22 protein-coding genes are annotated in these 25,384 nt (G+C 42.2%); 13 read left to right on the forward strand and 9 right to left on the reverse strand.

The window, feature by feature from the left end; all coding sequences use genetic code 11:
• Window positions 1-14: 14 nt before the first annotated feature.
• The 4 genes from FWE23_00375 to cysS all read left to right on the forward strand — a co-directional run bounded on the left by FWE23_00375 (window position 15) and on the right by cysS (window position 3,749).
• Window positions 15-422 carry a hypothetical protein gene (locus FWE23_00375; GenBank protein ID MCL2843900.1) on the forward strand — a complete coding sequence of 136 codons (408 nt, stop codon included), beginning with the start codon at window positions 15-17 and terminating at the stop codon, window positions 420-422.
• Window positions 423-630: 208 nt separating this feature from the next.
• The gene (locus FWE23_00380) at window positions 631-1,107 is read left to right on the forward strand and encodes a single-stranded DNA-binding protein (GenBank protein MCL2843901.1); all 477 of its coding nucleotides are present in this window, start codon (window positions 631-633) and stop codon (window positions 1,105-1,107) included.
• A 29-nt stretch (window positions 1,108-1,136) separates the two neighbouring features.
• On the forward strand, window positions 1,137-2,282 hold the full coding sequence (locus FWE23_00385) for a squalene/phytoene synthase family protein (protein ID MCL2843902.1): 1,146 nt from the start codon (window positions 1,137-1,139) through the stop codon (window positions 2,280-2,282).
• Window positions 2,283-2,303: 21 nt separating this feature from the next.
• Window positions 2,304-3,749 carry a cysteine--tRNA ligase gene (gene cysS / locus FWE23_00390; protein ID MCL2843903.1) on the forward strand — a complete coding sequence of 482 codons (1,446 nt, stop codon included), beginning with the start codon at window positions 2,304-2,306 and terminating at the stop codon, window positions 3,747-3,749.
• Window positions 3,750-3,757: 8 nt separating this feature from the next.
• Here cysS and FWE23_00395 read toward each other — a convergent pair whose 3' ends face one another.
• Together FWE23_00395 and FWE23_00400 are read right to left on the reverse strand one after the other, a co-directional pair.
• Window positions 3,758-5,020: a diguanylate cyclase gene (locus FWE23_00395; protein MCL2843904.1), complete on the reverse strand. Its 1,263-nt coding sequence runs from the start codon at window positions 5,018-5,020 to the stop codon at window positions 3,758-3,760.
• 21 nt (window positions 5,021-5,041) lie between these two features.
• Window positions 5,042-8,608 (reverse strand): ATP-binding protein, encoded by a 3,567-nt coding sequence (locus FWE23_00400; GenBank protein ID MCL2843905.1) that lies wholly within the window; start codon window positions 8,606-8,608, stop codon window positions 5,042-5,044.
• A 249-nt stretch (window positions 8,609-8,857) separates the two neighbouring features.
• Between FWE23_00400 and argS the strand changes: the two genes are divergently transcribed.
• Window positions 8,858-10,603 (forward strand): arginine--tRNA ligase, encoded by a 1,746-nt coding sequence (gene argS / locus FWE23_00405; protein ID MCL2843906.1) that lies wholly within the window; start codon window positions 8,858-8,860, stop codon window positions 10,601-10,603.
• Between the two features lie 2 nt (window positions 10,604-10,605).
• On the opposite strand, the gene FWE23_00410 is transcribed toward argS, so the two are convergent.
• Both FWE23_00410 and FWE23_00415 read right to left on the reverse strand, forming a co-directional pair.
• Window positions 10,606-11,535: a diguanylate cyclase gene (locus FWE23_00410; protein MCL2843907.1), complete on the reverse strand. Its 930-nt coding sequence runs from the start codon at window positions 11,533-11,535 to the stop codon at window positions 10,606-10,608.
• Window positions 11,535-14,201, reverse strand: coding sequence for an ATP-binding protein (locus FWE23_00415; protein MCL2843908.1), 2,667 nt, complete (start codon window positions 14,199-14,201; stop codon window positions 11,535-11,537). Before FWE23_00415 ends, FWE23_00410 begins: the two co-directional genes overlap by 1 nt.
• 143 nt (window positions 14,202-14,344) lie before the next feature.
• Between FWE23_00415 and FWE23_00420 the strand changes: the two genes are divergently transcribed.
• Window positions 14,345-15,550, forward strand: a complete 1,206-nt coding sequence (locus FWE23_00420) for an MFS transporter (GenBank protein ID MCL2843909.1) — start codon at window positions 14,345-14,347, stop codon at window positions 15,548-15,550.
• Window positions 15,551-15,567: 17 nt separating this feature from the next.
• On the opposite strand, the gene FWE23_00425 is transcribed toward FWE23_00420, so the two are convergent.
• The 3 genes from FWE23_00425 to FWE23_00435 form a co-directional block, all read right to left on the reverse strand.
• Window positions 15,568-16,482 (reverse strand): Fic family protein, encoded by a 915-nt coding sequence (locus tag FWE23_00425; GenBank protein MCL2843910.1) that lies wholly within the window; start codon window positions 16,480-16,482, stop codon window positions 15,568-15,570.
• A gap of 177 nt (window positions 16,483-16,659) precedes the next feature.
• Complete coding sequence (locus FWE23_00430) at window positions 16,660-18,144, reverse strand: hypothetical protein (GenBank protein MCL2843911.1); 1,485 nt, start codon at window positions 18,142-18,144, stop codon at window positions 16,660-16,662.
• An 11-nt stretch (window positions 18,145-18,155) separates the two neighbouring features.
• Window positions 18,156-18,770 (reverse strand): hypothetical protein, encoded by a 615-nt coding sequence (locus FWE23_00435; GenBank protein ID MCL2843912.1) that lies wholly within the window; start codon window positions 18,768-18,770, stop codon window positions 18,156-18,158.
• 713 nt (window positions 18,771-19,483) lie between these two features.
• Here FWE23_00435 and FWE23_00440 point away from each other — a divergent pair.
• Genes FWE23_00440 through gmk form a run of 3 tightly spaced genes read left to right on the forward strand, consistent with a single transcriptional unit; the run spans window position 19,484 to window position 20,895 of the window.
• Window positions 19,484-20,059 (forward strand): RNA methyltransferase, encoded by a 576-nt coding sequence (locus FWE23_00440; protein ID MCL2843913.1) that lies wholly within the window; start codon window positions 19,484-19,486, stop codon window positions 20,057-20,059.
• 1 nt (window position 20,060) lies between these two features.
• Window positions 20,061-20,339 carry a trp operon repressor gene (locus FWE23_00445; GenBank protein ID MCL2843914.1) on the forward strand — a complete coding sequence of 93 codons (279 nt, stop codon included), beginning with the start codon at window positions 20,061-20,063 and terminating at the stop codon, window positions 20,337-20,339.
• Window positions 20,332-20,895 (forward strand): guanylate kinase, encoded by a 564-nt coding sequence (gene gmk / locus FWE23_00450; protein MCL2843915.1) that lies wholly within the window; start codon window positions 20,332-20,334, stop codon window positions 20,893-20,895. The genes FWE23_00445 and gmk overlap by 8 nt, the downstream gene beginning before the upstream one ends.
• 97 nt (window positions 20,896-20,992) lie before the next feature.
• Here gmk and FWE23_00455 read toward each other — a convergent pair whose 3' ends face one another.
• Complete coding sequence (locus FWE23_00455; protein ID MCL2843916.1) at window positions 20,993-21,496, reverse strand: type II secretion system GspH family protein; 504 nt, start codon at window positions 21,494-21,496, stop codon at window positions 20,993-20,995.
• 153 nt (window positions 21,497-21,649) lie between these two features.
• Between FWE23_00455 and trxA the strand changes: the two genes are divergently transcribed.
• The 4 genes from trxA (at window position 21,650) to queC (ending at window position 24,528) form a co-directional block, all read left to right on the forward strand.
• Window positions 21,650-21,961, forward strand: a complete 312-nt coding sequence (gene trxA / locus FWE23_00460) for a thioredoxin (GenBank protein MCL2843917.1) — start codon at window positions 21,650-21,652, stop codon at window positions 21,959-21,961.
• 74 nt (window positions 21,962-22,035) lie between these two features.
• On the forward strand, window positions 22,036-23,199 hold the full coding sequence (gene metK / locus FWE23_00465) for a methionine adenosyltransferase (GenBank protein ID MCL2843918.1): 1,164 nt from the start codon (window positions 22,036-22,038) through the stop codon (window positions 23,197-23,199).
• 1 nt (window position 23,200) lies between these two features.
• Window positions 23,201-23,842: a 7-carboxy-7-deazaguanine synthase QueE gene (locus tag FWE23_00470; GenBank protein ID MCL2843919.1), complete on the forward strand. Its 642-nt coding sequence runs from the start codon at window positions 23,201-23,203 to the stop codon at window positions 23,840-23,842.
• A complete protein-coding gene (gene queC, locus FWE23_00475) occupies window positions 23,839-24,528 on the forward strand; it encodes a 7-cyano-7-deazaguanine synthase QueC (protein MCL2843920.1) in 690 nt (229 codons plus the stop codon). The genes FWE23_00470 and queC overlap by 4 nt, the downstream gene beginning before the upstream one ends.
• A gap of 33 nt (window positions 24,529-24,561) precedes the next feature.
• Here queC and FWE23_00480 read toward each other — a convergent pair whose 3' ends face one another.
• A complete protein-coding gene (locus FWE23_00480; protein ID MCL2843921.1) occupies window positions 24,562-25,140 on the reverse strand; it encodes a rubrerythrin family protein in 579 nt (192 codons plus the stop codon).
• Window positions 25,141-25,384 lie beyond the last annotated feature (244 nt).

Consider the following 25,384-nt stretch of genomic DNA (forward strand, 5'->3'; position numbering starts at 1 on the left):
AAAGGAAGTAAAAAATGAAAAAATCATTTGTATTTATTTTGCTGTTTACAATTTCCGTTTTTGCCAACATCGACCGTGTTGCAATGAGAGCAATGATGTCGCACATCGACGACGGGCGTTCGTTTTTAATCGGTATCGCAGAAAGAAGGTCTGCTGATTTCGACAATGTTTTAGTTCGCTATATGGAACGCGTTGAGGGAACTAATTATTCGGTTGATGTTATGGAATTTTATGTTAACGAAAGATTGTCGTTTTTTGTCGCTAATAACAACTGGGTCAGAGGAGGCAGTAGCGGAACTTTTGACGGCATAGGTTTAACGCGCTTTGTTCGGAAAAAGAATGCGCGAAACGAAGTCAAAAGATTTTTTAACGACATAAATTTTCACCGACAATCCGGCAGGGCGCCGATGAGGGTTATGTAGCGCCGAGGCAGTCAACGCCTGTGGCAAAAAAATTGCTTATTCGGCGAGACTTAGAGTAAATAGGTAAAAATATCAACAAAAGGGCGTAGAGAAATACGCCCTTCTCACAAAAAAGAGCGAAATTATGTGAAAAATTACTTTATTCGCCGCGCAAAAATTATTTTATCCGCGGTAAAATTAGGTTTTATTGAAAAATTCAGGAGAAATTATGGCATCGCTTAACAAAGTAGTACTTGTGGGGAATTTAGGGCGCGACCCCGAATTGAAATCAACGCCGTCGGGCGCAAAAGTTTTGGAAGTCAGCATTGCGACAACCGAAAGATTTAGCGACAAAAGCGGAAATCAGCAAGAGCAGACGGATTGGCACAGGATAGTTATGTGGAATCAAAAGGCGGAATACGTCGCAAGAAGTTCGCGCAAAGGCAGCACGCTTTACGTTGAAGGAAAATTAAGATACAGAAAATTTACCGATAAAGACGGCAACGAAAGAACAATGACCGAAATTTTGGCGGATAACGTCACTATTTTGGCTGGTCGCGTAGCAAGCGAAGGCGGCGCGGGCGGCAGTTTTGCAGGAGAACAGCCGCAATATCACAAGCCGTACAACGACGCTCCCGCGCCCGAATACAACGGCGGCGGTGGATTTAGCGAAGCCCCCGCGGTTGACGACAATTTGCCGTTTTAATTCTTAAAAAAAGAGATTTACGACGAATTATGAGCGACGTTCTCGAAAAATTAAAAGTAGAGATACTTAAGGGTGAAAAGACGGACGCGAAACTTTTTAATCGGCTTATGCTCAAAAAAGTTTCGCGCACTTTCGCGCTGACTATAAGGGCTCTCGGAGAACCGTTCAGAGAGCCTGTTCTGGTTGGATATTTGCTGTGCCGAATTGCCGATACTTTTGAGGACAGCGAAAAATTATCCGCCGAAGAAAAGACTGCCGCGCTCGAAAACTTTCGCCTGTTCTTTTTAAGCGAAGGAAAAGACGAGCAATATCTAAAAAACATTCGAGAAATTTGCACTGCCTTTACAAGCGACGACGATGAAGAATTTATCGCGCTTTATCCCGATACCGTTTTTGAGCGATACCGCGCATTTCCCGCAAACGCCAAAAAGGCGATGATAAACACTGTTTGCGAAATGGTAGAGGGAATGAAAAAGACCGTAGTTCGTCAAAACGAGGCGACCGAAATCGGCACAAAATCGCTCGAAGAATTGGAAGAATACTGCTATTTTGTCGCAGGAACGGTCGGAAATATGCTAACCGATTTGTTTTACGGGTTTTCGCCGTGGATAAACGAGAAACTTTACGAGCAAATGAGCGAGCATAAAACCGCTTTCGCCGAGGCATTGCAGCTTACCAATATAATTAAGGACGCAATGGGCGACCTGAAACGCGGCGTAAGTTTTATCCCCCGCGATTTGGCGCAACAGTACGGCGTTAATTTGGAAAAACTTTATCTGCCCGAAAACCGCAAACAAGCGCAGGAAGTTATGAACGTCCTGATAATAAAAGCGGTAAAATCGCTTAACCGCGCGCTTCTTTACTCAATTTTAATCCCGAAACAAGAGCCGAGAATGCGAATTTTTTGCGTAATGCCGATACTTTTTGCGATAAAAACGCTCGCCGTCGCCGTAGAAAACACCGACGACCTTTTGAACGCGGACGGCGCGGTAAAAGTTAATAGAGAAGACGTAAAAAAGACGATAAATTTTGTTGCGCTTAACTGCGTTTGGGATTATCAATTGGTAGTCGCTTACGAAAAAGACCTAAAAAGAATAGAAAAAGCGCTCGGAATACAAATAGAAATCCCATTCAAAAAAGCGGGATTTTTGCCGATAGTTCATTTGGCGGAATAACAAAACAAAGGAAAACCATTTATGAAAAAAATACAACTTTACAACACAACTTCGCGAAAAAAAGAAGAATTTTCGACAACAAACAGCAAAGTCGGAATGTATGCTTGCGGTCCGACCGTGTATAATTACGCTCACATCGGAAATATGCGCACATACATTTTTGAAGACGTTCTGCGGCGCGCGTTGGAGCATTGCGGCTACAAAGTCGAGCACGTTATGAATATAACTGACGTGGGACACCTTACAAGCGACAGCGACAGCGGCGACGACAAAATGGAAAAGGGCGCGGCGCGCGAGGGCAAAACGGTTTGGGATATAGCTCAATTTTACACCGACGCTTTTATGCGCAACTGCGACGACCTTAAAATTCTTCGTCCGACAATTATCCCGAAAGCGACCGACCATATTCCCGAAATGATAGATATGGTGCAAAAACTGGAAGAAAACGGTTTTACCTACAAAACAAGCGACGGCATATATTTTGACACCGCAAAATTTCCGACTTACGCAAAATTCGCGCGATTAGACGTAGAAAACCTGCAGGAAGGACACCGAATTGAAGTCGGCGAAAAGAAAAACAAAACCGATTTTGCACTCTGGAAATTTTCGCCCGACGACGGCGCAAAACGCGCAATGGAATGGAACTCGCCGTGGGGAGTGGGGTTTCCCGGCTGGCACATAGAATGCTCGGCGATGTCGCTTAAATATTTGCCGCAACCGCTCGACATTCACTGCGGCGGAGTTGACCACATTCCAATCCATCACACCAACGAAATAGCGCAAGTTGAAGGAGCGACAGGCAAAGAATACTGCCGCTTTTGGATACACGGCGAATTTTTGCTTATGGAAGCCGCGAAAATGTCGAAATCCGGCGAGAATTTTATTACAGTGGATACTCTGAAAGCCAAAAACATAGACCCGCTCGCATACCGTTATTTTTGCTATTCGAGCCATTATCGCAAACAATTATCGTTCTCAATAGACAACGTTTTGAGCGCGCAAACAGGGCTGAACAATTTACGCGCATTGGCAAGAAAAACGCTTAACGCAGACGAAAAAACTGTCTCAAAAACCGAAACGGAAAGCGTTTTGGAAAATTTCTACAAAGCGGTTTCGGACGATATGAATATGCCCGTAGCCCTCGCTGAAATCTGGGGAATACTGAGAAACGCGCAAATCGCCGACAACGTAAAAAAAGCCGCCGCAGAAAAAGCGGACGAAATTCTCGCTTTAGATTTATTCCGCGAAGTACAAACAAACGAAAAAATAATCGACGGCATAAAATTCGATGGTTTTGACGGCGCAAGCGATACCAAATTACAAGAAATCGCCGATTTGCTTAATCAGCGTATAGAGGCGAAAAAAGCAAAAGATTTCGCAAAATCCGACGAGATAAGAAATATCGTAATTGCCAAAGGAATAGACGTTTTAGACAGCAAAGACGGGGTTTTGTGTAAGAGGAAGTAATAACCTCCTCAAATCGCCGCGAAGCAATGCCTGTTTTTTCCTGTCAATTTGGCTTTATACAGCATTTCGTCCGCGCGTTTTATGAAATCCTCGGCGGTATGTGTATGATTGATGTTGCCCGTCGTTATTCCTATTGAAAATGTTATGTGTTTTGCCGTTTCGCTTGTTTTGTGTGGAATATCGAGTGTTTGCACGGCGGCAAGGAAACGTTCGGCAACGTTAATGGCGCCATTTTTGTCGGTGTTTGGAAGAACTACTACAAATTCTTCTCCGCCGTATCGGGCAAGGAAATCGCATGCTCTCGGAATACCTTTTTTAAGAATGTCGGCAACAGCTTTAAGGCAATCGTCGCCTGCGCTGTGTCCGTAAGCGTCGTTGTAATTTTTGAAGAAATCTATGTCTATCATCATCAAACTTAACGGACTGTTGGCGCGAGACGATGACTTGAAAATGCGGGCTATGGATTCGTCGAAAAATCGTCTGTTGTATATGTTGGTAAGCCCGTCCAAAAAGACTTTTTCGTTCTCTATTTCGAGTTCGCGCATCTTGGTTAAATCTACAAAAACAACTCCGAGATTGTTTTCTCCTGTACGGAAAATAGAAACCGTCAATATGCGCTTTATGCCGTCTTTGCGGATTATATCGACTTCAAAATGAACTATTTTGCCTTGTATAGCGTCGGGAATATGCTTTTCTTTTATGTTCGCAAGCATTTCTTTTTCAAAAATTACGCCGAGCCCGTCTTTCATAAGGTCATATTTTGTAAAACCCGTAATAGCGGATACGGCGGGATTGGCATATTCTACCACTGCATTTTTAGTTATGGACAAAATAAGATTAGGCATATTTTCAACAATGGAAAACTGTTGCTCCATTGCCTGCTGGCGAAGTTGTTTGAGAAGTTTTATCTGATTGCTGACCCTCAACTTGACGATAAGAGGATGAAACGGTTTCATTATGTAGTCTGCGGCGCCCAGAGTTAAGCCCTTTTCTTCGGCTTCTATGCTGTCGAGCCCTGTAATCAATATAATCGGAATATCTCGCGTTTTTTCACTGTTTTTCAGCGCGGCTATTACTTCGTATCCGTCCATATCGGGCATAATAATGTCGAGCAGAATTACGTCGGGTAAAAATTCCAGCGCAGTTTCAATTGCGTCCTGCCCGTTTGTTGATGCGTAAATTCTGTAGTCCGAACTCAGTATGTCTTTCAGAACTCTGATGTTGGAACTTTCGTCATCCACAATCAATATGTTGTTCTTTTTTTCACTCATCGTTCACCTCCCCGCACTTCTTTAATTGCTTGTTTCCCACTTCTTTTTGACTTTATCAAACTCTTCAATCGCTTTTTTGAAATTAAACCTCTCTGTTTGCAACACAAGTTCTTCTGCGTTCGGTATCGCCCGAATTTCGTCTATTAAATCTTCGCATTCGGGATTTCTGTCTTTTAGCATCGGCTCTAATTTTCTGAGAATTTCCAGCACTTTTGCCGCGTCTGTGATTTTTTCTACCTGCTTGGAGGCGTCCTCAAGCATAAGCGGAGCCAATTCTTCAAGAACCGTTTTCATTTCGGCTTCAAGGTTGTTTATGTGTTTTTCTTTAAGGTTATTTTTTCCTTCGGAAAGTATAGCTTCCACTGCGGTTGCCGCCGCTTGCAGATGTTTTTTGCCTATTTGCCCTGCGTTGCTTTTAAGGCTGTGCGCAATTCGGTGCGCCGTTTTTATATCGCTTGTATCGAGAGCATTGACAATGTCGTTAAAAGTTGTCTGGTTCTCTTTTACAAAATTGAGTTTCAGTTTATTCAGGATTTTTTCTTCATCTTCCGACAATTCGGTTTTGCTTGTGTCGGCAAAATGCTCTACGGGAATGTATTTTATAAGGCATTTCCACAAATCCTGAGAAAGAAACGGTTTGCCCAAACAATCCGACATTCCGCTCGATCTGTAAAGTTCCAAATCGTTTGACATTACGTTTGCGGTAAGAGCTACGATAGGTGTTTTTATTCCTAATTTTTTAATACTTGAAGCCGCATCCAAACCGTCCATTACAGGCATGTGAATATCCATAAAAATTAAATCGAAAGGCTCTTCTTTTTTTCCTATGCGCTCTTTTATAATGTCGATACCTTCTTTGCCGTTATGCGCCACGGTATGTTTTAATCCGACCCTTTCGAGGTGGTCGCAAATCACCTGACGGTTCAGCGCATTGTCTTCGCAAATAAGAACGTGCCCTTTAAAAACAGGTCGTTGAAATTCATTAATAACGATTTTTTCGGACGGCACGCCTGCAACATCGTCAATTAAATCGAAAGTGAGCTCAAAACTGAACTTGCTTCCGACCCCTATCACACTTTCTACACTCAGAACGCCGCCCATAAGTTCTATGAAGTTTTTCACTATCGTAAGCCCCAAACCCGTGCCGCCAAATCTGCGCGTAACACTGTCGTCTGCTTGTGTAAAAGGCTCAAATATCTTTGCAATTTGCTCGGAAGTCATACCTATTCCGCTGTCTTTTATTTCAAAACTTATTGTTATTCTGTCGTCAACAACCTGTTTTACGGACGCCAGAAGTTTAACCGTGCCGACATTTGTAAATTTAATGGCGTTTGAAAGAAGATTGATAAGCACCTGACGCACTCTAATCGGGTCGCCGAGCAGTTTTTTGCCGACCGATGGCTCCGCGTAGCAATAAATCATAATTCCTTTTTCTTCCGCCTTAGGTATAATTACCGACTGACAGTGCGCAAAAATGACGGGTAAATCGAACGGAATTTGCTCAAGCACAATTTTGCCCGACTCAATCTTGGAAATATCAAGAATATCATTGATGATTTTCAGAAGCCATTCCGCACTTTCGTGTATGTTCGTCAAGTATTCTCTGGTCTTTGCGGGAATATCGCCGCATTGCGCAAGTTCCGAAAATCCTATAATGCTGTTCATCGGCGTTCTTATTTCGTGGCTCATATTTGCCAAAAATATGGATTTTGTTCTGTTGGCGGCTTCTGCGGCGTCGCGCGTAATACGCAGGCTTTCCTGTGTTTTTTCTATCTCGGCAAGAAATTCTTTCTGTTCTCTTAAATCTCTGGTATATTCTACCACAACGTCTTCGTCGTGATATTTTGTCCTAACAAGAATGGTTTCCGAAGGCATAAGCGAGCCGTCGGCGGGAATTCTGTGCATCCATTCAAACGCGCAATAACCTTGGTCGAACGCCTGAACAACCAATTGCATCGCTTTTTCGTCGGAACGCTGTCCGTCCGGCTGGAATTCGGGAGAACACCACTTCGACGACCTTTTCATAAATTCTTCTTTATTCTTAAATCCGTAGAGTTTTACAGCCGCGTCGTTGCAATCTACGACTTCAAGACTTTTGTCCCATATCATAGCGGAGAGGGGAGAGGTATTAAGCATAAGCGTAAGTCGCTCGTTTGCTTCGGTAATCGTCTTTTCTAATTCTTTCGCTTCAGTTATGTCAACGTACTGCTCCATAAAAACCTTGGAGCCGTATGACCAATCTATAAATTTACCCATAACTTTGTAGCGCCTTTTTGTCTTCGGATTGAAAAACTCCCAAGAAACGGCTCTGTCGAAGTTTAACATAGTGTTGTTTTTAGGGCAAAAGCTACATCTTTTCACGGCATTTTCAACAAGAAGTTTCCAACATTTCTGACCTGCAATATCACTCGAGAAATTAAATTCTTTCTTAAATTTTTCGTTCAGATAAATAACATTGTCGGATTCAATCTCGGTAATTTTAATCATAGTGTCCATTGATTCGAGCATTTTTTTCATAAGGTCGCGAATAGTGCTTATTTCGAGCAGATGTTTCTTGGATTCCGTTATGTCTATCTGCGCTCCCGCTACGCGGACGGCACTGCCGTATTCGTCGCGAATTGTTTCCCCCGTGGCGCGGTGATAGGCATACTCGCCGTTTTTCTTCTTTATTCTGTATTCTGCGTCATAAGACGTTTTTCCTGTTTTATCGAGAATATGTTTTGCAAAAGCGTTAACGACGTTTTCTCTGTCTTCGGGGTGCAATCTTTCTATCCAACTTTCGAGAACGTTGGGGAAATCATTTTCGTCCGTAAATCCGAGCAGACTTCTGAATTCGTCCGACCACACAAATTTGTTATGAGGATTTACTGGGTCGCCCATAACGACTTCCATATCCCACACGGCGATTTTTGTCGCTTTTACCACAAGGTTTAATGTTAAAAGTTGCAAAGTTGTGGCTGCTTGCGCTTCTTCTATTTCTTGCATCATCTGTTTATACTCGCGCAGGTCGCGAGCGTAAGTCGCAAAAAGCAAGCCGCTTCCGTCGTTTATCCCAACAACCGTGACTTCAATCGGAATGGGTTCTCCGCTTGGCAAACGGTGCGTAAACTCCAAAACATCTTTCCCTGTTTTAATGGCTTTATCAACACTTTCTTTCATTACATCAATCGTAAGCCGCCCGTTAGGCTGAAATTCCGGCAAAAACTCCGCAAAACGCTCTATACATTCCTGTTTGCTGTTCAAACCAAAAAGTTTTGTCATAGCGTTATTGCAACTGAGCACTTTTAAGTTCGTCCCCCAAAGCGTGCAGGACAAAGGCATTGCGTCAAGCATTACTTGTATATGCTCGTTTGCTTTTTCGACCTGATTTACCATATCTTTCAATCGGCTCTCAATAAAAGCCGTAATAAATCTTGCCAGTATAATACAAATCGCAAGCACTGTTGCCGTTATCAGCGAAATTACCAGAACGAAATTCGATTCTGTCAGTTGATTGGTATAAAGCAAAATCGAAGAAATAAGAACCGCCCCGCAAGAAACAATCGTCAACGCCACCATAGGGACAAGAATTCTTTTGCGAACACTCATAATGTGTACTCTGCGCGCACAACAAGCGCAGTTTTTTGTAAAATTCGTCTTGTTTCAGGCATTACTTTTTCTCCCATTTATCCTTTATGTAAGACAAAAACTTAGATTTTACTGAATAATATACTATTTGCGCAATTAAAAAAAACAAAAAAACAAGATGCACAGAGACTTTTAGCCCTTTTATATTTCTTTTTACCGTGTCGTCTGCGCGCATTTAGTATTTTCCTCTACAAAAAAGGAGCAAAAAATATGAAAAGTATCAGAGAGTATGTCGAAAATCTAACGGAAATCGCATTTGACGAAGCGCAAATCGACAAAAAATTTGCAAAAGTCGTAAAATCACAACGTCCCGATTTATGTCAGTTTCAATGCAACGGCGCGCTTGCGGCGGCAAAAACTTTAGGTAAAAACCCTCGCGAAATCGGGCAAAAAGTCGCCGATATTTTAAGCAAAAATGCGGATTTTGCAAAGATAGAAATCGCAGGCGCGGGATTTATAAATATTACGCTTAAAGACGAAGTTATCGAAAAAATATTGTCGGGCGAGACGTTGCAAAACAATAATTCCGCGCAAACGATAGTTCTTGACTTCGGCGGACCGAATGTTGCAAAACCTATGCACGTCGGACATTTGCGAAGCGCAATAATCGGCGACTGTTTGCGACGACTTTTCAAACATTTGGGCTACAAAGTAATCGCCGACAACCACTTGGGCGACTGGGGAACGCAGATGGGAATGCTTATCTGCAAAACGCAAGAAAAATATCCCGATTTGCCGTATTTTGACGAAAAATTTTCGGGTGAATATCCGCAAAATCCGCCGTTTGATATTGCCGAACTGGAACTTTTATATCCGCAGGCAAGCAAAGAATGCAAGGAAAACGCCGACAAAATGGCGGCGGCGGTAAAAGCGACAGACGAATTACAGCAAGGAAGAGCGGGATATGTCGCGCTTTGGAAACATTTTGTGAATTTATCGGTGGCAACGCTCAAAAACGACTTTGAACAACTCGGCGTAGAGTTCGATTATTGGCTCGGCGAAAGTTTTTATATGGACAGAATGAAAGAGGTCGTCAAATACCTCAAAAAAGAAAATTACGCGACAGAGTCTCAGGGCGCGCTCGTTATTGAAGTCGCCGAGCCGACCGATACCAAAGAATATCCGCCCGTATTGCTCGTAAAAAGCGGCGGCGGATTTTTGTATGCCACAAGCGATATTGCGACCATCGATTACCGCGTAAAAGAATTTTCGCCCAACCGTGTTTGCTATGTTGTCGATAAACGTCAGTCGTTGCACTTTGAGCAGGTTTTTCGCGCAGTCAAAAAATCGAAAATTGCGGGGCAGGATTTGCTTTTGGAGCATATCGGTTTCGGCACGGTAAACGGGCAGGACGGAAAGCCCTACAAAACGCGCGAAGGCGGCGTTATGAAGCTCGCCGACCTAATAAACTTGGTAATAAACAAGGCAAAAGAGCGAATTGAAGAAGCAAATTTGGCGGCGAATGAAACCGAAGAAGAAAAAGCGAAAATCGCCAAAATGGTTGGAATTTCCGCGCTGAAATTTGCAGATTTGTCGAATTACCGTCTTTCGGATTACGTTTTTGATTTGGATAAATTCTGCGCGTTCGAGGGTAAAACAGGACCTTATTTATTATATACGGCAGTCCGAATAAAATCGATAATCCGCAAATGCGCGGAGGCAAAAATTACGTCGGGCGAAATAAAAATCACCGACAACGACCGCGATTTGCTTTTGGAAATCGGACGTTTGGGCGACGTTTTAGAAAGCGCGGGCGTTGATTGTTCCCCCAATTATCTTTGCGACTACATTTACGGACTTTCGCAGGAATTTAACCGTTTTTACAACTCCTCGCCGATTTTGCACGAGAAAGACGAAATCCTGCAAAAATCGCGCTTGGCAATCGCCGAAAAAACGCTTAAAACCATAGAAACCGTACTTGCTGTTTTGGGGATTGATATACCTGAAAGGATGTAAAACTAAACATTATTGCTGTTGTATATGTGCGACATATTTTTGGTTGTTCTTTTTACCGAATACAGAGCTTTGTCCGCTCCGTCGATAAATTCTTGTATCGACATATTTTCAGGCGAGGTATAGATATTTATGCCTATGCTTACTGTTATATTCGTAATGTCGCCGTTTTTGCATAAAATTTGTACTTCTTCTATTTTTTTGCGGATTTTTTCGGCGACGTTCAAAGCGCCGTCTGCGTCGGTGTCGGGTAGCAAAACCGCAAATTCTTCTCCGCCCCAACGCGCAGAAAAATCTATAGCGCGTTTTAATGTCTGCGATAAAATTTTTGCAACGGTTATAAGCGCCGCGTCGCCTTGCAGATGACCATAGGTGTCATTGTATTTTTTGAAATTGTCTATGTCCAAAATCAGTATGCTTAACGATGTTTTGTCTCTTTTTGCGCGGTTCCATTCCAGACTTAGTCGAGAATCAAATCCGCGCCTATTAAATATACCTGTCAATTCGTCGGTTGCGCTCAGCGCTTTTATGATTTTGAATTGATTTGCAAGTTGCATTTGGTTTGCCACTCTCAGCCTGACAATAGCAGGACTGAACGGTTTTGATATGTAGTCAGCCGCTCCTAAAATCAAGCCTTTTTCTTCGGATTCGGCGTCGCAAAGTCCTGTTATGAAAATTACGGGAATATCTCGCGTTTTTTCTGATTTTCTCAGCGCGGCAATAACGCCGTATCCGTCCATTTCGGGCATAATAATGTCGAGCAGAATTACGTCGGGCAAATCTCTTTCCGCTGTTTCGACTGCTTCCCGAGAGTCTATTACCACATATACTTTATATTCTCTGCTCAGAATATTTGTAAGCGCGAGTATATTTGACTTCTCGTCGTCTATAATCAGAACTCTGTTTCTTTCGTGTTTCTCTATTTTCTGATACATTATTTGGTCTGCTCCTTTTTCAAGGTTTCAAGAATTGTAAGCGCAACTTTAAAATTGTAGTTTTCTATTTGCTTTACAAGTTCTTCCGAATTCGGTACGGCGCGAATTTTGTCCAAAAGGTTCAGGCATTCCGTGTCGCGGTTTTCGAGCAGAGGCTGTAGTTTTTCGAGTAATTCGCGTATTATATTTGTATCTGTGATTTTCTCTACTTTGTGTTCGTCTTCTGTTTTGTCCATCAGCGGCGCCAATTCGTCCAAAACCGTCTTTAATTCGGTTTCGAGAGCATTTTTTTCTCTTTCGTTGAGCAGATTTTTGCCGTTTGTCAGCATACCCTCCGCTTTTTCGGCGGCGGCTCGCAAGCGTTTTTCGCCGATTTGTGCGGCATTGCTTCTGAGCGTATGCGCAATTCTGTGCGCAAGTTTTATGTTTTCTTCTTCTAACGCTTTTTTGAATTCTTCGTAGGTGTTTTGATTGCTTTTAACGAAATTTACCTTCAGCAATTTCTGCAATTTTATCTCTTCCGCAGACATTTCACTTTTTTCTACGGAAGCAAAACTTTCTACGGGAAGGAATTTTATCAGACATCTCCACAATTCTTGCGACGTAAACGGCTTGCCTATGCAGTCTGCCATTCCGACTTTTTTGTAAAGTTCAAGGTCGCTGGACATAATGTTTGCCGTAATTGCCACGATAGGCGTTTTTGACCCAAGTCGGGTGATTTTTGACGCCGTTTCCAATCCGTCCATAACGGGCATGTGTATATCCATAAAAATTAAGTCGAACGGCTTTTCTCTGTTTTTTATACGACTTTCGACAATATCGACGCCTTCTTTGCCGTTATGCGCTATAGCGGTTTTTAAGCCGACGCGCGCGAGATGGTCGCAAATAACCCACTGGTTAAGGTAGTTATCTTCGCAAATAAGAACTTCGCCGTTAAAATTTGGCTTTTCCAATTCGTCAACCGGGACGTTTTCACTTTTTTCGGAAGTGTCTTTTGTTAAATCGAATTTTAATGTAAAATAGAAATTACTGCCAACTCCCAAACCGCTTTCCACAGAGAGGGTACCGCCCATAACTTCTATTATGTTTTTTGTTATGGTGAGTCCCAGACCCGTGCCGCCGAATTTTCGCGTAATGCTGTCGTCCGCTTGTATAAACGGGTCAAAGACTTTAGCAATCTGCTTTTCATCCATACCTATGCCGCTGTCTTTTACTTCAAATTTTATTCTTACGCTTTTTTCGTCGGAAGCTTCTATGGTCGCCAAAAGTTTAATTGTGCCGACATTTGTGAATTTAGCGGCGTTTGAAAGCAAATTAGTGAGCGCCTGAGCCAAGCGAACAGGGTCGCCGAGTAGCTTTTTTCCGACAAACGGCTCGGAATGACAATATAAAGTTATGTCTTTTTTCTTGATTTTCGGGATAATTAACTGCTGGCAATGCGCAAATATCTGAGAAAGGTCGAACGGAATGTGTTCCAAAACAACTTTGCCCGATTCGATTTTGGAAATATCCAGAATATCGTTGATTATTTCGAGCAACCATTCTGCGCTTTCTTGTATGTTGCAGAGATATTCTCTGGTTTTTTCGGGAATATCGCCACATTGCGCAAGTTCCGAAAATCCTATAATGCTGTTCATCGGCGTTCTTATTTCGTGGCTCATATTTGCCAAAAAGATAGATTTTATTTTGGTGGCGTCTTCTGCTGTTTCGCGCGCTTTGTTCAGTTCAAATATCATTTTTCCCATTTTTTTGTCAATGGCGGCAGAAATAATTTTTGCAAGGATAATACAAAATATAAGCACTGCCAACGTTATCAGAGTCGTAATCAAAACGAAAAACACTATTTTATTTGTATATTCTTCCGTGCAAAATCCTACAAACAGCATACCGACAACTTCGTTGTCTGCGCCGTATATCGGAGAATATTTAGCGAGAATTCTCTTGCCGAAAAGGTCTATAAATCCGAAATGTAAATTTCCTGCAAGCACCTTTAGGCTTATATATTCGTCCACTTTTTTTCCTAAGATTGTTCCCTCTTCACACATTACGGTCGAAGCAATAATGCGGCGGTCTTTCAGAAAAATCGCTAATTCGCTACCTGTTATGAGGCTTAAATTTTGTAGCCATTCCTGATTGTTCAATCTGAAACCCAAGGCGACTATGGCTAAGATATTTCCGTCGTTATCGTATATCGGCGCGGCGGCGCTTGCGGCAAGAGGCACAACAATGCCTTCCAGAACATAAACCCCGATTTCCCTGTCCTCCATCACTCTTTTTACGTGAGGCATATTTCCGGAATAATCGCCGTATCTTTCTGGATCGTGAGCTCTTGCCAAAATAAAGCCGTTGCTGTCAGATATGCTGGCAATATCAATCCTTAACATCGTACTTATTGTGGTTATAATACTCTGAATTTTTTTGCGGTCGTTATCCATAAGCGCTTCTATAAGGTCAGGATCATTTGCAACTCCTATCGCCGCAACACGCGCGTTTGCTTTCAGATTTCCTATTTCGTTCATAACCACCATTTGGGCAATTATGTTTTTGTCAAACATAGACGCGCGCATTTCCCTGCTGTAAAGAAATATCGACGAAATAAAAACCGCCGCGCAACATACAATCGTCAGCGAAATCATAGAAATAAAAATACGTCTTCTGATACTCATTGTTTTGCTTGTGCCCTTTGCCCATTTATTTTTCAAGCGCTTTTTGGGCATAAAAATAATATATTCTCACAGACAAAAGAGAAAAAGGCGCTATTTGGCGGTTTTTTTGAATAAAACTTTATTCCTTAACGTATTTTTGCGCTATGAAACAGAGAAATTTTACACAAAACAACATTGGGCTTTTGGGCGTTCACGTTTGCTTTTCGTCGCTTTGGGTTTTCGTCGGCACTTTTCTTATAGCAAAGGTTTTTACGGAAACGGACGGCAATATTTTTTCGGTCGCAACGCTTAATATTTCTTTATTTACGGCTTGGGCTTCGTCTTTTTGGGTTTGCTCATATCTTGTTAAAAGGTTTTCGCGCGTCTTTTTTTTACGCGCTTCCACTGTTCTTTTGCTCGTATTTTCTATTTTAATTATGCTTTTGGAAAACCAAATTTCCGCAGTTTTCGTTATATTGGCGGCAGTCGGCGGCGTCGCTATCGGAATGTTTTGGGCGGCTATGCGAACTCTGGAGTGTGAAATAAACGGCGGCGACGGCAAAAATATGGCTGCATTTATGCTTTGGTACTACATAATTATTTCGTTTTCAAAAATAATGTTCCCGTTCACAATCGGAGCGGCTATCGACTTTTTAAGTTTCCTTTTCGCTTCGGGGGTGGTGGTCATAATCGCGCTTGTTTTGTTTGGTTTTACGCTTTTAATTAACGCGCCGTACAAGCGCGAGCCGTTTTCGTTATTAAAATTTTACAAAAGAATTAAACAAGAAAATAAGCGCGCTCCTGTGCTTTTGGGAACTTTTTCGGACTTTTTTTGGGGATTTATAGGCGTTATCAGCGTAGTAATTCCTGTTATTGCTATGATTACTCTGGAAAATAATCCGAACGCGAATTTTTTACTTGGCATTTCATCGTCGGTTTTTGCGGCGGGCGCAATTCTTCTTTTGGCGATTTACAAGCGCATAAAAAACAAAAACACTCGCAATATTATTCTTATTACAACTTCTGTTTTGCCAGTGATTTTATCGCTGTCCATACTTGCGCAAATCGGCATTCTCGCGTTTTTGCTTATCTCGGCAGGTTATGGAACAATGCTTATTGTTGGAAAAATGGAATCCTCCGCAACCCTAACAAACACCATGCACAAAATAGATTTGCCGCAATTTGCCCCCGAACGCAACCTACTTTCTGAAATTTTTATGTATCTTGGACGACTTTTCGCGCTTTTGCTTCTGTTAGCCGTTTATTTTATGCCGCCGCCCGCGTTTCAGTGGGCAGTGTTTGCTTTAATGCTTTGCAATATCCCCGCCCTTGTTTTGATTTTGGTGTTGAAGGGGCGGTATAAGTTGTAAAATTGCGAAAACCGCAACTAAGCGTGAAAATCACCCAAAAGCTCCGTGTTTTCACGGTAAGTTTCGGAAATCATCCATTTTTGGCGCAATCTGAAAGCGGGAATTGTTTGCCGCTTTGCTTTGTTTGCCGCGACATTTGACTTAACTCCGTTTTGTTTTGCCCAAACAGAAAGAGGAATAATTTTTTTTGCAGTAAGGTATGTTATCCGTTTATGGAATGATTCAAACAACAGGTTTGCAAAAACCTCCGTAAAGCCGTCAAATTTTGTTGTTGTCGAATATTTTACAAACAGCGGATAATAGTCAAAGTGTTTGCTTTTGTTCGGCACAATTATTGGCGGCAAACCTATTTTCATCAACTGTTGATTTATCAGAACTCGTCCAATTCGTCCGTTGCCGTCGCAAAAAGGGTGAATAATTTCAAATTCAGCGTGAAAATGCGCAATGCTGTCCAAGAAATAAAGTTCTTTGGAATTACAATTATAGCTTTTTACCAAATCATTTATCAAAGACGGCACAAAACTAGGATTTGCTCCAAGATTGTTGCCTATTCTTATCCATTCGCGCCCCGCTCGAAACCTTCCCGCCCAATCGTCGTTTATATTACAAAGAAGCATTTTATGGTAATTAAGAATCATTTCTACAGACAATTCCTGATTTGCGTTTTCTAAAAGCATTTCTGTAATTTTTGCAAGATTTTTTGCCTCAAAAACCTCTCGCATATTAACTTGCTTTTTTATTTCGCCGTTGGATAAAATTATTTCCGTGTCTTCAAGAGTTAGCGTGGAATTTTCGATAGCGTTGGAATTGTAAACCATTTCAGGAATTTCAATCAACGCAATATCGCGCAAAACATCTTTTTGGTTTATCGATATTTTTTCATAAAACGATTGATATTTTTCAATTTTATCTTTTGTTGTTTGGTTTATCAAATTCTTTGCCTTTCATTTTTTGCAAAAATACTATTTTGCAAAATAAAAAAGCGCAACTAACCGTGAATTTTGTTAAAAAACACGTGTTTTTCACGGTAATAGGCAAGGTTCTAAAAAACGGAAACCGAGATTTTTTATCGTCTCGATTTCCGTTATGGGTAATATTTTTGCTACTACTTATCTACGCACCCACGCCCAACCTAAGCTAAAAATGAATGTTTTCTGAAAACCCGCATGATAACCGTTGCTCCAATTGGTATTACTCCAACTATTCCAACCATTACTATGCCAAGAGGTGCTACTATAAGAATAATAGCTATCATACATTCCGAATAACCCTCTTAAAGTTATATCGAAGTTATTTCTTCGTCCAATCATCATTTTTGCGAAGTAGCCTAACCAAGAAAAAACAAACGTATCTCCGTGGCTGTCGCCATAATCATAATAGCTAAACGCGCTGTAAAAACCAGAAGTGCCGCCGAAAATTGCTGTTGCTTTTCCGTCTCTATTAACAGTTCCGCCTATGCTATATCCTGTTCCCCAATAAGGGAATCCGCCAAGAGCATTGACCGACTGGTAAATATTTTTTCGATTTATCCATCCGAATTCGACCATTGCTCCGGGAGCGCCGCCAAGCCCTGCGGTCGAAGCAAACCCGGGCGTTGCAAGCGTAAACACGAAAGTTCTTCTCGGACTAGCGCTTGCTTGTGCTTGAGAACTTGGCTGTGTTTGAACAGGTGCTCTATCATTTCTTGCAGGTATTGACGGTCTTGTTTCTTGCACAAAATTGCTTTCGGGCGCAAGAGGTGTTCCTATTTCTTGTGCGAGATTATTTTCGGCTATACGCAAATTGTTCTGTGCGGTTTGCAATCTTGCTGAAGCGGCTCTGAGGTTTTCTTCAGCAGCATTGTACTGTGCCGATACCTGATTATACCTATTTGTCGTCTCTTGCAACAACGCCCGCTCATTTTCAATCCTTCTTACTCCTATTGCCGTATGAGCGTCTGAGGCGGTTGCCACATTTGCAAACGCTCGTTGTGCATTATCTCTGTTTGCCCGCGCTTCTTCTAACTCTCTTGCGCTTCTGTCTCTTTCTTGTTGTAAGGGACGCGCTCTTTCGCTTTCTTGCATAAATATTCGCCTTGCAGTTTGAGCGGCGTTTTCAAGTGTAGCAATTCTTTGCACCCTTGCGACAGAATCCGCTCTTGCTCGTTCAACTAACGCAATACTGTCGGCTCTGGCGCGTTGACGTTGCGTTAAAATAGCGTTCAAGTGTCTGGACAGGTCGGCTGTATCCACCGTCATTCTGAAAGTTGCCGAAAAAACGTTGTCTCTCCAAATTTCCGTCCCATAAACAACTGTCGTCTGCACTCTTCCCAGAGTGTATGTATTTACTTCCGCCAAAAATTCCTGCTGAGAAATACCGCCAATATCCGCAGACCTTAATCTTTGCCGCGCCTCAACCAATACACCCAATTCTTGCAATAATCTCACTTGCGCTTCCTCTATTGCTCTGTTTCTGGCGTCGTTTCGGCTGTCGTCATTGCTCGCAACGTATCTGTGAGGCAACTCAAATGTTTGAATATTCCTGTCGCTTCTGGCAAATGCCGAAAACGATAAAAAACAAAGTGATAAAAACACAAGAACGCTAATTCTTTTCATTAGATACTCCTTTACTGCGCCTGTCTTGGCTCTCTGCTTATGCCAAGCATATATTCTACGTTTAAGGCAACATTAAGGGAACGTGCCAAGCGTTGCAATTCTTCGTTTGCAAGCATCGCTTGCCTTGCTGTTTCTAATGCTTCGTCTCGGCTGGTTGTTAAAAGCACGTGTGCAGTAAATCTTCTTGTTGTAGGGTCAAACTCGGTACGAGTGCTTCTTGTGCGAATATTTCTTAATTGCGCATCTATGTTAGATATACTGTGCTGTGCGGCTGTTTCCAAAGCATTGCCGCTTGGGTCGTTTGCCGCCCAAATACCAACTCGACCGTTAACGTCTGCCTGAACCTCCAAAGCAAGATTTCCTCGCGCTTCTTGTGCGGCGATTTGACGAGCCATACTTTCCGAATTTGAAGTTCCCGAACCAATTCCGCAAAAATTCAGTTCCGCAAAATCGTTATTACACAACATAACCAATTCATCTTGAATAGAAACGACTTCTATTCTTCCTGTTGCGCTCCCGCCTGTGGGCGCAGTTTGTTGTTGCTTTCCGCAACCAATCATTAAGGGTAGCACTACAGCCGCCGCCAACACGTTAAAAACCCATTGCTTCTTTAGCAATTCTCTCATAATAAGCCCACTCTTTCCGCCGCTCTCGGCAATTTAAAATAGTTAAACAATTTTTCCGACAGAAAACTAAGAGAGTTGTTCTGCCGAAATTCAACATTTCGCCAAAAACTATGAATAACCACATCAAGAATACAGATAGGGCAGATAGGCAGAACAACCTACTTAAAGATTGTTTTGCCCGTATCTGCAACAAAGACGGATGTGGATGAAAAGCAGGGATAAATCCCTACAATTCATAGTTTTTGGCAGGAGAAAAATAATTTATTGTAGCGGTTAAGTGGGGCGTTTTTTGAAAATTTGTGTTTTTTTATTTCACGATTGAGCGTTAATTGTTTTTGCTAAGCAACCAATCGACGATGTTTATCTGTTTAACGCCGTTGCGCGAGCCGTTTTCATAGTCGGCGGTTATCAATATTTTTTCGTTATGGTCGTTAATTTTATCAAACGGCGCAAGTTCGCGGGCTAATGTTTCAGGGTTTTTTACGGGATTTTCTTCTTTTTTTATAGTTTTAGGAATACCGCATGGTTGAAATTCCTAAAACTCTGTAAGTTAGCAATGTTTTAGGAATAAACTCCACTCGAAAATCCTAAAACTTTACAAAAATACTTTTTGGAGAATGTGGGAAAGGGATTTTCAAGAAAATTATATGATTTTTGTTTTCGCCAAATAGTATATTCTATTCAAAAAAACCAAAAACGGAGAAAAAGACAAATTGGCAAAAAAAATCGGCGACATAGAAACAGGTTTCGGCGTTAAAACGCAAGACGCGGATATTTCTCGCGAGGAATACGCTAAACTGCCGAAAGCGCCGATTTACTTTGTTTTGGATAACTTGCGGAGCGCGTTTAACGTAGGGGCGTTTTTTAGGCTCGGCGATATTTTGAGAGTGAGCGGAATTTATTTGTGCGGATATACTGCCTATCCTCCGCATATAAAATTAGAAAAAACCTCGCTCGGAACAATAGATTTTGTGAATTGGAAGCATTTTGAAGAAACAAGCGCCGCAATAAACGAGTTAAAAGCGCAGAATGTAGAAGTTTGGGCGGCAGAAACCGCATATTCGGCTGTGCGATACGACAAATTACCGCTAAGCGACAAGTCTGTTGCCTTTGTTTTCGGAAACGAGGCGCTGGGAGTGTCGCAAGAGGTCTTGCAAATTTGCGACGGAATTGTCGAAATACCCGTGTTCGGGCTTAAAAATTCTATGAACGTCGTTTCGGCGGCGGCAGTTTTGGGCTTTGAAACGGCGAAAAGATTAAATTTATTTGAAAAATTGGGAGAAAAATAGAATGATACCGCAAAACATAGTACAAGCATTATGTCAAATAAACGGCGAAGAAAAAATGTCCGCTTTTTTGGACGAAATTTTAACGGAAGCCGAGAAAAAAAGCATTTATGCCCGATGGGAGTTAATGCTTAGGCTAAAAAAAGGCGAAACCCACCGAAAAATCGCCTCCGATTTGCAAATGAGCTTGTGCAAAATAACGCGCGGAAACAAAATTTTGAAAAATAACCAATCGATAACAAACACTCTTTTTAAAAAAGAAAGCGAGGCAAAAAATGGGTAAAAAAGGTAAAATCGTTGTTTTTTCGGCGGCAAGCGGCGCGGGTAAAAGTACAATTTTGAGCGAGTTGAGTAAAAAAATGCCCGAACTCATATACTCTATTTCGGCGACAACACGAAATCCGCGCGGTCAGGAGTGCGACGGAGTTGATTATTTCTTTATGAGCAAAGAGGATTTTATCGCAAAAAAAGACAAAGACGGATTTGTCGAATGGGCGGAAGTTCACGGAAACTATTACGGAACGCCTCGCGATTTTATCGAAAAAAACCTCGCCGACGGCAAAATGATTGTTATGGATATAGACGTTCAAGGCAAAGTTCTTATGCAAAAACAATATCCAAACGACACTTTGGGAATTTTCATAGAGACGCCGTCGTTTGAAGAATTAGAAAACCGTCTGCGAAAAAGGGCGACCGACAGCGAGGAAACTATAAAATTGCGCCTCGAAAATGCCAAAAAAGAGTTAGCTTTCGCCAAAAACGAGGGAAATTACGACCATTTTGTTGTAAACGACAATTTGGAAGAAGCCGTCAAGAAAATTTGCGGAATTTTATCGTAGGGGCGTATTGCATACGCCCAAATCGCCGACAGAAATCGGGCGTATGCAATACGCCCCTACGGGAAATCATTCGCGTTTTTTAGATTTCGCAAGAAGCCTATGGAAAGAATGTCGGTACCAATCGACGAAGATCGGCGCTTGTTGCATCTCTGGCACCTACCTGATTTATTGTTAGTGCCGCATCCGCCTGCGCTCTTGTCATATTTGTCAGAAGTATCGCTCTTGCTGTAAATTGTGGCGCAATGATGTCGCCGTTCGGCATTATCGTCATTGCGACAATATCGGCTTGTCGTACCTCGTAGGCAAAAACGGTGCTTTGAGGAACTTGTGGTAATATTCTTCTCCAATTACAAATGGGATTAACAACATTACACTCATCGATTGTAGTTTGAAGATTTGACTCAGGCAAAGGCAGGTATTCGCCGTGAACTATCCGAAACGCTTCCTGTCCTGCCGCTATAGCCGATAAGATTTGCGGGGCTTCGGCGGCTCGCGCTCTGTCGGCGGCTTCGCCAAATCTTGGCAATGATACTGCCGCCAAAATTCCGATGATTGCAATCACCACCATCAGTTCGACAAGTGTAAATCCGTTTTTTCTCATATAAACCGCCTTTTTTTATATTTTCACATCTTCATTATATATAATACATACAATATAGTATATTTCCAAGAGCAAAATAATGTTTTTGTCGAAAAAAATGAAAATATTGCCGTGGCATATAGTATTTTATTGCGGTTTTAATAAGGAGAAATTATGGCGCAAGCAGTTAATGACGAAAATTTTGAGGCGGAAGTTCTCAATAGTAATGTTCCCGTTTTGGCGGATTTTTGGGCGGAATGGTGCGGACCCTGCAGAATGCTCAGTCCAATTATGGATGAACTTACGGGTTTAGTGGGCGATAAAGCAAAAATTGTAAAAGTAAACGTTGACGAATGCCCGCAAACAGCCGCAAAATACGCAATCAGCGCAATCCCGACAACAATTGTTTTCGAAAACGGAGCGGATAAAGTCAGCAAAACAGGGGTTTTCCCAAAGAGTGAGTATCTTAAAATGCTCGGCTTGTAAGAATGTCGGTTTTTATGTTTTTTTATAGATTTTTTAGTTAAACAAACAAAATTAAATAGCCACAGGAGGAAACGATGGCAATATTTTTTACTTCGGAGAGTGTATCTCAAGGACACCCCGACAAAGTAGCAGACCAGATTTCAGACGCGATTCTTGACGCACATTTGGCGCAAGATCCCAACGCAAGAGTTGCTTGCGAAACATTGGTGACCACAGGAATTACGGTTGTAAGCGGAGAAATTACTTCAAAAGCGGTAATAGACGTTCCTGCAATTGTTCGCAAAACAATTAAAGAAATCGGATATACAGATCCAAACATCGGTTTTGACTACAAAAACAGCGCGGTTATGAACCAAATCGGAACGCAATCGCCCGATATTTCACAGGGTGTAACCGAAGGCGAAGGGCTTCACAAAGAGCAAGGCGCAGGCGACCAAGGTATTATGTTCGGATACGCGACAAACGAAACTGCCGAATTTATGCCGCTTTCTTTGCATTTGTCGCACCGTCTTATGGAAAAAGTGACCGAACTTCGCGAAAACGGCACGCTTCCTTGGCTTCGTCCCGACTCAAAATCTCAGGTAACCGTAGAATACGAAGACGACATGCACACAATCAAAAGAGTGGAAGCGGTTGTTATTTCGACCCAGCACACCGAAGACGTAGAGCACGCGACCATCGAAAAAGAAATTATCGAAAGAGCGGTTAAAGCGGTAATTCCCGCAAAATATTTGGATGCAAACACAAAATACCACATCAATCCGACGGGTAGATTTGTTGTCGGCGGACCTCACGGCGACTGCGGACTTACTGGAAGAAAAATTATCGTGGACACTTACGGCGGACACGGCGCGCACGGTGGCGGCGCGTTCAGCGGAAAAGACCCGTCAAAAGTTGACCGTTCGGCGGCTTATGCAGGTCGTTGGGTGGCAAAAAACGTTGTAGCGGCTGGTTTGGCGGAAAAAGTTTTGGTTCAGTTGGCGTATGCAATCGGCGTAGCAAAACCCGTTTCTGTTAACGTAAACACTTACGGCACAGCAATCAACACAACCGACCGCAAAATCGAAGAAGCAATCGCAAAAGTTTTCGATTTGACCCCCGCAGGAATTGGCAAAGCCCTCGACTTAAAACGTCCGATTTACCGCGAAACAGCAAGAAACGGACACTTCGGTCGCGAACTTCCGCAATTTACTTGGGAAAAGCTTAACAAAGTCGAAGAGTTGAAAAAAGCGATTTAATTTGTTGAAAATAAGCGAAATTTTTGTTTCGATACAAGGAGAAGGAACGCGCACAGGCGAATTGTGCGCGTTCTTTCGTCTGTGGGGTTGTAGTTTCGGCTGTAATTTCTGCGATACAAAATACGCAAACGAAGGCGAATATCAGGAGTTTTCGGTATATGAATTGTTGCTGAAAGCAAAACTTTTAGATGTGAAATTAGTCCAAATAACAGGCGGTGAGCCGCTCGAGCAACTCGAAACACCCCAATTCGCCAAAAAGCTTATTGAAAGCGGATTTACGGTTTTAATAGAAACAAACGGTAGCAAAAACATCGAAAATTTGCCGAAAGAAGCGATAAAAATCGTCGATGTAAAACTTCCGTGGGTCTCAAAAAACGGTGAAAAAGAGCATTTTTGCTACGAAAATTTACAACATTTAAGCGCGCAAGACGAACTAAAATTCGTAATCGACAGCGAAGACGGCTACAATTGGGCAAAAAATTTTATAGAAACCCACAAAATTCCGTGCAAGATTATTTTTTCACCGTGCACCGACAAAATCGAGCCAAAAACTCTTGCAGAAATGATTATCCGCGACAAATTAAATGTGCGCTTTGGAATGCAGTTGCATAAAATCTTGTGGGGAAATAAGCGAGGGGTATGAAAAAAGCAGTAGTTTTACTCTCGGGCGGTTTGGATTCTTCTACTTGTGCCGCTATTGCAAAAAGCGAGGAATTTGAAATTCACGCGATAAGTTTTTCTTACGGTCAGCGGCACGATATTGAAATTGAATGCGCAAAAAAAGTTGCGAAATTTTTACAGATAAAAGAGCACAAAATTATAAATATTGACACCGATATTTTCAGAAATTCCTCGTTGACGGCAAATTCTATAACCGAAATACCTAAAAACCGAGAAGAAATCGAAAACGAAATTCCCAATACTTATGTCCCTGCGCGAAACACGCTTTTTTTGTCTTATGCGCTTGCCTTTGCCGAAAGTATCGGCGCGAGCGATATATTTATCGGAATAACGGCGGTCGATTATTCGGGCTATCCCGATTGTCGCCCTGATTACATTGAAGCGTATCAAAAAATGGCGAATTTGGCGACAAAAGCCGCAGTTGAGGGAAATCCTATAATTATTCACACGCCGTTGATAAATTTGAGCAAAGCCGAAATCATTGCAACAGGGCATAAGCTCCAAATGAATTACGCGCTTACGCACAGTTGTTATTCGCCGTCGGCGGATGGGCGCGCTTGCGGCGCTTGCGACAGTTGCATACATAGAAAAAAGGGATTTCTGCAAGCAAAAATCCCTGACCCTACGAAATATATTGTGATAAATTAGCGGGCGACCGAGGGCGGTCGCACATACACAAAATTAATAATTTTCTACCCAAACTTCAAAATATGCTTGCGGGTGTTTGCAAGCGGGGCACAAATCGGGCGCGCTTTCCGAATTTTTGTGTAAAAATCCGCAGTTTCGGCATTTCCAAGTGATATTTTCGTCTTTTTTGAAGACTTTGCCTTCGCTCAAATTTTTGTGAAGCTTGCGATAACGCGCTTCGTGCGCCATTTCGGCGACAGCAATCATTTTGAATGTTGTAGCAACGTCCGAAAATCCCTCTTCTTGAGCTATTCTTGCAAATTCGGGATATAAGTCAGACCATTCTTCGTGCTCTCCGCCTGCCGCGGCTTCCAAGTTTTCGAGCGTTGTGCCGATAACTCCCGCAGGAAAAGCGGCAGTGATTTCGACGCAACCGCCTTCAAGATATTTGAAGAATTTTTTTGCGTGTTCTTCTTCGTTTTGCGCTGATTCGGCAAAAGCGGCGGCTATTTGTTCGTAGCCTTCTTTTTTTGCGGCGCTTGCAAAAAATGTGTAGCGATTTTTCGCTTGAGACTCTCCCGCAAATGCTTTGAGGAGATTTTGTTCGGTTTTTGTTCCTTTAAGAGACGCCATAAATGTATCCTTTCTTGAATTAAAGCAAATTAATTCGGTTTGGTTCAGTTAAATCAAAATTGCTCGGTTATAAACAGTTTACCTTATTGTAGGCGTATTGAACGCGCTCTAAGAAACCGCTATAAAAGCCTTTGACTTAATTCTAATATAATATATTCCGACTGTCTCGCACAAGAGAAAGCCGTTATATTTTTCAGAAAAGCAAAATAAAAGCCAAACCATTGCAGGTCTGCCTTTTATTTAT

This window comes from Chitinivibrionia bacterium, assembly GCA_009779925.1.
Lineage (GTDB): Bacteria > Fibrobacterota > Chitinivibrionia > Chitinivibrionales > Chitinivibrionaceae > WRFX01.